General features: G+C 52.7%; 8 protein-coding genes and 1 pseudogene. 6 read left to right on the plus strand and 3 right to left on the minus strand.

Annotation, left to right across the window (positions count from 1 at the left end):
* Positions 1-304 precede the first annotated feature (304 nt).
* A complete protein-coding gene (locus tag ACI9KD_RS16010; protein WP_414982176.1) occupies positions 305-730 on the minus strand; it encodes a transposase in 426 nt (141 codons plus the stop codon).
* Here ACI9KD_RS16010 and ACI9KD_RS16015 point away from each other — a divergent pair.
* A complete protein-coding gene (locus ACI9KD_RS16015; RefSeq protein ID WP_414982177.1) occupies positions 709-1,017 on the plus strand; it encodes a hypothetical protein in 309 nt (102 codons plus the stop codon). The genes ACI9KD_RS16010 and ACI9KD_RS16015 overlap by 22 nt on opposite strands.
* Positions 1,018-1,774: 757 nt before the next feature.
* Here the strand turns inward: ACI9KD_RS16015 and ACI9KD_RS16020 are convergent.
* Positions 1,775-3,832 carry a TonB-dependent receptor domain-containing protein gene (locus tag ACI9KD_RS16020; protein WP_414982178.1) on the minus strand — a complete coding sequence of 686 codons (2,058 nt, stop codon included), beginning with the start codon at positions 3,830-3,832 and terminating at the stop codon, positions 1,775-1,777.
* A 200-nt stretch (positions 3,833-4,032) separates the two neighbouring features.
* Between ACI9KD_RS16020 and ACI9KD_RS16025 the strand changes: the two genes are divergently transcribed.
* Positions 4,033-4,755: a response regulator gene (locus ACI9KD_RS16025; protein ID WP_414982179.1), complete on the plus strand. Its 723-nt coding sequence runs from the start codon at positions 4,033-4,035 to the stop codon at positions 4,753-4,755.
* Entirely contained in the window at positions 4,755-6,161 is a 1,407-nt protein-coding gene (locus ACI9KD_RS16030; RefSeq protein WP_414982180.1) for an ATP-binding protein, read from the plus strand. Before ACI9KD_RS16025 ends, ACI9KD_RS16030 begins: the two co-directional genes overlap by 1 nt.
* A gap of 414 nt (positions 6,162-6,575) precedes the next feature.
* Here the strand turns inward: ACI9KD_RS16030 and ACI9KD_RS16035 are convergent.
* Positions 6,576-6,738 (minus strand): annotated as a pseudogene (locus ACI9KD_RS16035) (transposase); the annotation flags it as partial.
* A 414-nt stretch (positions 6,739-7,152) separates the two neighbouring features.
* Between ACI9KD_RS16035 and ACI9KD_RS16040 the strand changes: the two are divergent.
* From ACI9KD_RS16040 to ACI9KD_RS16050, 3 genes are all read left to right on the plus strand, one after another.
* Positions 7,153-7,737: an HNH endonuclease signature motif containing protein gene (locus tag ACI9KD_RS16040; RefSeq protein ID WP_414982181.1), complete on the plus strand. Its 585-nt coding sequence runs from the start codon at positions 7,153-7,155 to the stop codon at positions 7,735-7,737.
* A gap of 376 nt (positions 7,738-8,113) precedes the next feature.
* Positions 8,114-8,512, plus strand: coding sequence for a response regulator (locus ACI9KD_RS16045; protein ID WP_414982182.1), 399 nt, complete (start codon positions 8,114-8,116; stop codon positions 8,510-8,512).
* 5 nt (positions 8,513-8,517) lie between these two features.
* Positions 8,518-9,367, plus strand: an 850-nt coding sequence (locus ACI9KD_RS16050) for an HD domain-containing phosphohydrolase (protein ID WP_414982183.1), incomplete at its 3' end; no start/stop codon positions are given.

The raw sequence follows: 9,367 nt of genomic DNA on the forward strand, positions 1-9,367 counted from the left end.
ATTCGAGGATTTCGTGCGCTACGGCGGCGGCGGTGAAAAAAGGCGGGAGGCGGCTACGCACAATCCGTTTGCTGGGCTGAAAGAAGCGTTTGAAAAGAAAAGCTAAGAGCCAAGGCTGAAGCCCAAGTACAGGACAAATAAAAGGGCTATCGTGAGCAGACCTCCTCATGGATACGAGTCACCAGGCTGAAAAGATCTCGAACAGCCGGTCTATGACCCTGAAATCTTACCGGCGTCAGTCATCGTCCAATTCACATCCGTCCATTGCTGAACTGTAGAACGCAGAGAGCCGAGCCAGACTTTTTCAGTGGCTTCCTTGCTGATTGAATGCTGTTGAACTGGATTCCTTTCCAGCGAAAAAAGAGAAGGTGCCCTGGGGCATGTCAATATTGAAAACCCGCTTTAGGCGTTGCGCCCAGGCCATGCCCGATAAAGCGGGGCAGGCTCTAGCAGCATGGCACTCGGCCGGTGTCTGTACTCCTGCATTTGCGGTCATCTTAAGTGCCTTGCCACGTTTGGCCGGGGTGACCTCCCCGCGCCAGCGGTGGTTCGGTGCCAGAACGCCGTGGTAGCGGGTGAGATTGACCCTCGGTTTTGGCACGAGGGCGGCCAATCGCGCAATGAAATCCACCGGATCGAAGGCCACCTGGGTTGTCCCGTCCCGATAAGGCGTCTTCAGGGTATAGAGAACTTTGCCGGTGGAGCTCAGTGAAAGACGGGGAACCGCCACCGCTGGCCTGGCAATGTACCGGCACAGCCGCTCACGCTTGTCCTTTTGATGCCCTCACAGCTCACCCCGGCATGCAGGGAGAAGCCGTTAGCCTTTGCCACGCGCTCCAGCCCTGGATCAGGCCGGTCCAGCGGTCGGATGGTGCGGATCATGAAAGCCTTGCGGCACTGTTGCGGGCCGACCGCGATCCGGTAGGAGACGGAACTGCCCAGAATTTGCGGCATGGCATCGGTGTCGTCTGCGGGGGCGAGGTCCAGCCAGGTACTTTCGTCGTCCTGCTCCAGTAAGCCCTGGCGCTCGAGGCAGCGACATGCACGCTGACTGATCAACTGCGCCAGATCCTCCCGCGCACTTTTATCCGGCGCTTTGACGCGGTGGAATCGAGGGGGCCGTTTGTCGCGATAGACGTATACGCCATCCAGAAACAGGGGGTGTGGGACTTTCTGGTGAGGTTGTCGGGCGGGTAGCTATGTCTGAGTCGCTGGACCTGGCGGGCTACAAGCTCAACCGACTGCCCGTGGAATATGTCAGCGCCGGTGGAGAGAGCTAGGGCGACAGCAACGGCTGCCCCGGCAATGAAGTGCTGCAGCAGTTTAACCTGGTGTTTGATTACGCCAGTCAGCTACCAGAATATCCGCGAGCTAAAGCGAGAGCTGACCTCGCCCAGGGAGTCTATCCAACTTTGCTGGCAGTCCGGTGCGCAACATCAATGTGAGCAACTCGCTTTGGCTTCGAGGTTGCCAATGTACCCGGGCCTGAAGAAGCGGTCAGTGCCGCAGAACTGGCTGAAGTGTTGGTCGACTTTCTAGCTTCGAGTAGCACTTGTGTCAGTTGCATATTTAGGCCGGCCGTTGCAAATTCTGAGCACGACTTTACCGCTGCAGCAGAATCAAACTGAGACAAAGCTACACCATCGTTCCGCGATAATCCTTTTTGACAGCGTCGGTGGTGCCGCCTGCGCTATCTTCTCTCACCATGATGACTTTGCCGTCGGCATAGCCAATAGACATTCGGTCGGACGAACGTACAACGCTGCTCGCAGACTTAAAACTGGCCTGAGAACGTCAATCTCACAAACATACCTTGGTTGCGGCTGATGAGCTCTGATCCGCGAAATACTCCGGACCTGTCCGGCTGGAAGAACTCGCGCCGGCGAGAGAAGTTCTGCTTCCCAATACCGTCCAAATTCAATCGCATCTTAAGTCCAAAAAAACGAGTAGTTTCCGCGAAGAGCCCCCAATACCGTCCATCGCGATTGGTGCTAATTTCATCAACAAAGAAGAACGGCCCCTGCAGTGGTGGGCGGTAACTGACTCCCCAGGACATTCTCTTGTCGAGTAGGTCCTGTCGGAATTCAACCAGAATGTCACTCGCGTCGATGCTAGAGACTGAACGTTGACCGGCAATTATCGGATCGTCAAAGGTCGCATCCAGCAACGTTGCATCAAGCTCAAGACGCCCATTCGGTATCCATGGGGACAACGCAACAGACGCAGTAGACCGCAAACCCCAAACCCGCGCAGAGCCTGCGTTTCCCAGGCCCGCTCCTCCTGAGGGCAGTACAACTTGCTCCAGAACATCCTCTCGCCACTCGTGGAAAATTTCTAGGTTCGCTGCTCCGAAGTTATCTGAACGTAAGTCAATCGAAGCTGATAAACGTGTCGTCTGATCGGGGCCTAGATCTGGGTTTCCATCGAGTTGTCGATCATCGGCCAGTGATGCCGACGCTGCAAAGTCACTAAAATCGAGCTGACCAACCGTTCGCCGTCCGTCTATTCGAAGTTGTACCGCTGGCTGCAGATCGTAGATCAGCGTGGCAAACGGTTTTGCAAAAAAAAACGCTTGTGCGTTATTGGCATCCCCACTAACTGAGATTCTTGACCCCTCGGCGGCAACCCCCGCCTCTAATCTTAGCTCGTCTGAGTAGAACCAGCGTAGGTTGGCGAATACTTCGCTGCGAATTTCCTCCACTGTTACTGTGGTCACTGGCAGGTCAAGCATGCTGGCACCAAACCCGGCTTGAGACTGGAATCCAACGCGACTATCTAAGCGATTGTATGTCAGTTCGGAACCAAACTCAGGACGCAGTCTGCGCCCGTCCGAACGTCCTACGGTAGCGCGCAGTATGGATTCGAGCGTTGTTTCATCCCTTTTGAACAGTGAACCGGCCACGACGGTGCCAAGTGGGCGCTCCACTCCATTGCTAGACTGCGATTCGAACTCGTCATACCGTGACAGCGAAATTAGCTTCAATGCCCACGCGTCGCGCAAGCTATATGTCCAATCAATACCGAGCTCAGAATCAAAGCGTTTACGCTCCACGCCAATGATTTGGCGTTGATCAGGGTCTCCAGATATCGCCTCTCCGTCGAAGCCTATTCGTTCGATAGTAGCCGAGGATGGTGAGTAATAGAGGCGTCCATTAACCGTGAGGATGCCTGACGAGGATGCTCTTTTTACGCGTGACGAAATGCCCACGTCTTCCGTTTCACTCGGGCTATTCTCAGCCACTACCAAGGTAGTGATCGCGTTGGCATCTAAGGACTTTCGTATCCCCTTGAGAGGACGATTTTTTACGGTAGCGTTAAATTGAGACTCGGTGCTCCAGACGGTGCCACCCGCGGCGTAAACTAGATCAATTGCGGTGTTGTACTTGCCGTGTGCGGCGCGCTCCAATGCTAGTTCCACGCGTGTCGATTCAATCCGCCGTGTAACAATGTTAGCAACCACACCCTGACCGGCGGCTTCTCTTGCCCCAGCAGAACCGCGAATCACCTCTATTCTCTCGACGATGTTGGCGCCGATACGCGACAGTGCCTCCTCAAGACCACCAGACTTCGAGGATGGCCGAGCGCCATCGATGAGCACATTGCCGGCGGTAGCGCCAAAGCCGCGTACGTCCGTACCGGGGTCGAAGACAAAACCTGGTAGACGATCAAGCATTTCTCTTGCAGTTTGCGGTGTAAATGGCAAAAAGTATGCGCGCGGATAACTCTGCAGACTTGCTGTCACGGGGACCGACTCTTGTCCAGCCGCCTGGAGCGCCCATCCACCAGACAGACAGAGTGTAGCGACAAGCATAGCGATTCGTGGGTACTCCATAGATCACTCCAGATCGACTGATTATGAAAGCAGTAGATCGGGGATCCTGAGTCAAGGTGTACCGTTGAGCACTGAAATTTGTATCAGAACATGGCAGCAGAGGCGCGCAGACACAATCTGTTACAAATTAATCCCTAGGCGGATGGTGATATCGACATAAGATCGGCTATGCGCGATCGTTCAGTGAGTTAGAACAGTTCATGACAGACCATAAAATGCACATACTGATCGTAGACGATGACTCTGACATCAGGCTGTCCTTGGCCCGATATTTGTCCCGATGCGGGGTCCGCTGCACTTTGGCTGGGAACGGGAAAGAGTTGGATCAGATGCTGTATTCGTCCACGCCAGACTTGATTGTTCTAGACATTATGATGCCGGGCGAGAATGGCCTGTCGATATGCCGGCGCCTACAGCAGACTCACCGGATACCCATCATCCTTTTGACAGCGCTCACGGAGGAGACAGATCGGATTGTGGGGCTGGAGTTGGGCGCAGACGACTACTTGACTAAGCCCTTTAACCCACGAGAGCTCTTAGCACGCGCGCGCTCAGTGTTGCGACGAAGCCAAATGCTGCCACGTAGAGTACCCAGTACCCGAGGTATCGTGGAGTTTGCTGGCTGGACATTTGATGTTGCGCGCAAGGAAATCGTCGGGAGCAATGGGGCTTCGGTCCGACTCAGCTCAGGGGAGCATATGTTGCTCGTCTCATTAATCGAGCACGAGGGTTTGACCTTGTCACGTGAGCAACTGCTGGATATCACTAGGGGCAGGGAAACTCAGCTCTTCGATCGTAGTGTGGATAATCAGGTCAGTAGACTTCGTCGCAAACTGGAGAAGGACCCTAAAAATCCGCAAATCATCGTCACGGATTGGGGTGGCGGTTACCGGTTTGGCGCGGAATGTAAGTGGAAAGAATAGTGCCCAAAATACGCTTTCTCCCGCAGTATATTGTGGGCCAAATGATGGCCGTGCTGGGCATTTCGTTTGTTTTGCTACTGGGCACCATGGCCGCGTTTGAATTCCTTGAGTACGACGATGTGATAGACACGGCGGCTGGGGAGTTTACTGGGCGCCGACTTAAGCGTATCCAAACGATAATCCAAAGTATCCCCATCAAACAGGTGCCCTCCTACCTGGAAAGGGTGTCGCACTGTCACGACGGATATGCACTTTCAGATAAGCCATACGGAAGTTCGAAGCCTGCACGGGAAATCTCCGCTGTCGCGCGCACGCTTGCGGAGCGACTGGTCGTTGAATCAGCTGACTTGAGAGTCAGCAACGCGACACTCCATGCCAATAGCTTCGCCTATGAAAAATGCGCGCCGCAAGAAATGACGTTTCCGATAACGGCAATAGTTGTCAGCCTGCGCCTCGCACCAGACACCTGGCTACTCGCCGAGGTCCACGAGCATGAATGGCACCTAACGCCCAACATGACCGATTGGTTACTTCGCTCCTTGACCGCGTTTCTTGTTATCGGCGGGATCGCGCTCATTTTTGTGCAGCGTATTATTCAGCCCTTTAAACGTTTGGCTAGTGCCGCCAGTACATTTGCGTCAGAACTGGAGTTCACCGAACTGCAGGAGACTGGACCTCTTGATGTTAGGCAAGCGATACAGTCCTTCAACCAAATGCAGCGATATGTGGTGGACGAAATGAAGCGTCGTTCGAGCACACTCGCCGCCATCAGTCACGATATCCGTACTCCGTTGACCGCGCTTCGCGTGAAATCAGAGCTTATCGAGGATGAGCAACTGCGTGAGGATCACATCGCTAGCATCGACAAGCTCGAAAAAATAACCACATCAGCTCTGGATTATCTAAGAGGCGAGTCGAGGAATGAGCCGATGCGGCAGACCGACCTCGGTGAATTAGTCGATAGTGTCTGCGCCGATTTTCAAGAGCAGGGCGCTGCTATTGAATTCGATTGCCCGCAAGGTATTTACTTTCGATGCAGGCCACACGCATTGGTGCGCGCGCTCACAAACTTGCTGGAGAACGCGCTCAAGTATGCTGGCGGCGCAAAGGTAGCGATAGTGACTAAGCATTCGCTGATTACTATCGTCGTTATCGATTCCGGACCCGGGATTCCGAGCGATAAAATCAGCGCCGCCCTGCAACCGTTTGAACGCCTGAGCAATGTGCGAGACAGCGGAGAAGGTGGGTTCGGCTTGGGACTGGCCATAGTGAAAGCGGTCGTCGAGGGCCATGACGGTCGCTTGATATTGCTGCAGAATGTACCGACGGGGCTGGTCGCGCGAATGGAGCTGCCCAAGGTGAGCGAGCATTGCCTTATCAAGCGTCCGTTGGAAGCTACCTCTTAACATCGGCTGTGTTAATCAAGCTCGCGGCCGATGAAGAAGTATAGGACAAATAAAAGGACTATCGTAAGCAGGTCTCCTCATTGATACGAGTCACCAGACCTGAAAAGATCGCGAACAGCCGGTCTATGACCCTGAAATCTTACCGGCGTCAGTCATCGTCCAATTCACATCCGTCCATTGCTGAACTGTAGAACGCAGAGAGCCGAGCCAGAGTTTTTCAGTGGCTTCCTTGCTGATCGAATGCTGTTGAACTGGATTCCTTCCCAGGGAAAAGAGGCAAGGTGCCCTGGGGCATGTCAATATTGAAAACCCGCTTTAGGCGTTGCGCCTAGGTCATGCCCGATAAAGCGGAGCAGGCTCTAGCAGCATGGCACTCGGACGGTGTCTGTACTCCCGCATTTGCGGCCATCTTAAGTGCCTTGCCACGTTTGGCCGGGGTGACCTCCCTGCGCCAGCGGTGATTCGGTGCCAGAACGCCGTGGTGGCGGGTGAGATTGACCCTCGGTTTTGGCACGAGGGCGGCCAATCGCGCAATGAACTCCACCGGATCGAAGGCCACCTGGGTTGTCCCGTCCCGTCCCGATAAGGCGTCTTACTTCGATCTGGACAGAGTTTAGTACAATAAGCGAGTCAATTTCCGATGCAATTCAACACAAAACTTTACCACTTTGACTGAGGCCGCAATTGCGCCGTCTAATCATCGATCCCCAAGTTGGCCATTCGATACGCCCAAAAAAATTAATGACTGGATCGCAGAGCTAGAGTGTATGGACGCAACTGATGAATCTGTCATTGAAGCGCTAGCTTAGGCACATCACTGCCTTGCATTGGTTAAATCGGTCACTCAGCCAACTTAGTCCCCCAAAGATCGGCCAGTCGGAAGATATACATGAAGAAAAAATTCGTGAGGAAAGAGTTCTCAGATTCATAAAAAGCGGGGATTTTTGCTCGAGATCGTGCGCTCTGTGCATTTTCTGGCAAGAGCCTCTGGGTGTTGGACTGCGGCATATGCGCTACTTGGGAGATCGACTGGGTCGATCACATTAAGCCCGCTGCCCGAGGAGGTGGCACAGACATTAGCAATGGCGTGTGTGCGAGTTCCTTCCACAACTCCAAAAAGCGTGCCAACTCAAACGATAATAAGTATCTGTTCTTTGCAGGTCGTCCCACAGCCGACTTCTACTATTTCAATGAGTTTATTCCTGACGAAATCATTGACCACTTACATAGATCCTCGCGAATTCAATCAACGGACTGGTACTTTAATCGCGCAGTCTTTCGATTCATGTTTGGACTAGGAAGATTGAGGTCAAAAGACGCCGGGAAGAAGTATGTTCGGGACAATCACTACTCTGCGAAATCTTCACTCAATATTTTGAACACGTCGTTGAAACTGGGCGGCAATCACGGAGGCTTGCAAGATCGCGGCCTTGTTTCTTCATTGTCCGAAGATCAAGAAGAACTATTTGGTTTAGTGAACTGCGCGACAGTGGCGGCCGTTCAGAATCTAATGCTTAGATGCTTGGACCGTTATAATGCCGCTTGTGACGGCCTTAACGAACTGGCTGTAGCGTGAACGCGAGAAGACTTTTCCGCAATCCTGGAAAGAGCGCGAAACAGTAAAGAGCTATCCAGCAGAGCACAATCGATTCTTCTAGACAGTGCCCAGAAGATGCTCAGGATTCTCTGACAGTCCAGGATCAATCCCGGTTTGGGAGACCTAATAACTGCCCGCAGTAAACTCGGCTACTGCCTCAATGTGGTCTAGCGAGATTTTTCCTTTACCGCTTTCTGTACGAAGGCCTTGAATCTCTGAAGCGATGATCTACCATTAATACAAGGCTACAGTCCCATGTGGTAAGTCGCTCTGGCCCATCGCTCACCGGCCCGGCTGTGTACTGGCCCAACGCAAACACGGATAGACCAAACTCTTCGCCGATGGCTAGTTAGGGTTGCTTATTAGAAGGAGAAGGGCTATCTCAATCAAGATCCTTGTTGTTGATGATGAAGAAATTATTCTCGAAGAAGCGTTAGAAGCGTTAACCGATGAAGGTTACGAGTGTTTTGGCGCTAGCGACGTCGAAGCTGCCGTTGAAATAGTCAGCACTACGGCGGGCATCGTGCTTATCGTCACAGATTTAAAGATGCCGAGAAAAACGGGCGCCGACTTAATCAAGACGGTTGAAGCTAAGTGGGGACAACAGATAAAGTTTATCGTAATGTCAGGACACGCCAGTCCTAGGGTTGAAGGGAACGGGGTAGATATAGCAGCATATTCTTTTTTGAAAAAGCCGTTGGATATTGATGACCTGTTAGACACAGTCGCCTCCGTGCTGAAGACAAGGGAGTAATAATTATGATGACAAAAATTCTCATCGCTGAAGATGAAAAAGAAAATCGTGACGAAATTGTTGAATGCCTAGTAGATAACGGTTTCGAATGTGTAGAAGCGTCAAACGGTGAGGAGGGGCTCAATCTTCTGCGTCGCGATACAGGAATTACCATCGTTGTAAGTGACATCCTCATGCCCGGAAAATCAGGTTTGGAAATGATCGATTCCGCCCAGTTTGAAATAGGTAAAGATCGTGATCTGGAATTTATTATCTTGACCGGTCATGGTGGGGCAAAGGAAGCCATTGAAGCTCTGAAGCTTGGCGTTCTCGATTTTATTGAAAAGCCCCTTGATCTTAACCACTTGGTTCACGTTGTCCGGCGAGCCGAAGAATTAATTTTTTTAAAACGCGCTAGCCGTCATCACAAAGCCGGTATGGAGGCTGACGTTCAGGCGAAAACACTGCAAATACAGACGCTACTTGGCAGCCTTGAAAAGGCCTATGGAGAGGCGCTTGAGTGCCTTGCTGTGGCGGCCGAGTACAAAGACCCTGAGACGGGCAACCACATTCGCAGAATCGGAGAGTATGCGGAGTTGATGGCCAAGGAGCTTGGCTGGACGAAAGAGCGTCAGAACTTGATGCTACTGGCGGCCCCTTTGCATGATGTTGGAAAGATCGGTACCCCGGAGAGCGTTTTGCTGAAACCCGGTAAACTGGATCCCGACGAAGTCGCCGTCATGAAGCAGCATGCGCAAAATGGCTACGATATTCTGTCTCATTCGAGCCACCCTGTGATGCAGGCTGCGGCTAACATTGCTAGAAATCATCATGAACGCTGGGACGGCGGTGGTTATCCTCGTGGCATTAAGGGGA

Origin of the sequence: Congregibacter sp. (assembly GCF_047617445.1) — a bacterium.
Taxonomy (GTDB): domain Bacteria; phylum Pseudomonadota; class Gammaproteobacteria; order Pseudomonadales; family Halieaceae; genus Congregibacter.

Excerpts from the sequence above, each read along its gene's own strand:
- ACI9KD_RS16020 (WP_414982178.1), bottom strand. The coding sequence starts at position 3,832 with ATGGAGTACCCACGAATCGCTATGCTTGTCGCTACACTCTGTCTGTCT.
- ACI9KD_RS16025 (WP_414982179.1), top strand. The coding sequence starts at position 4,033 with ATGACAGACCATAAAATGCACATACTGATCGTAGACGATGACTCTGAC.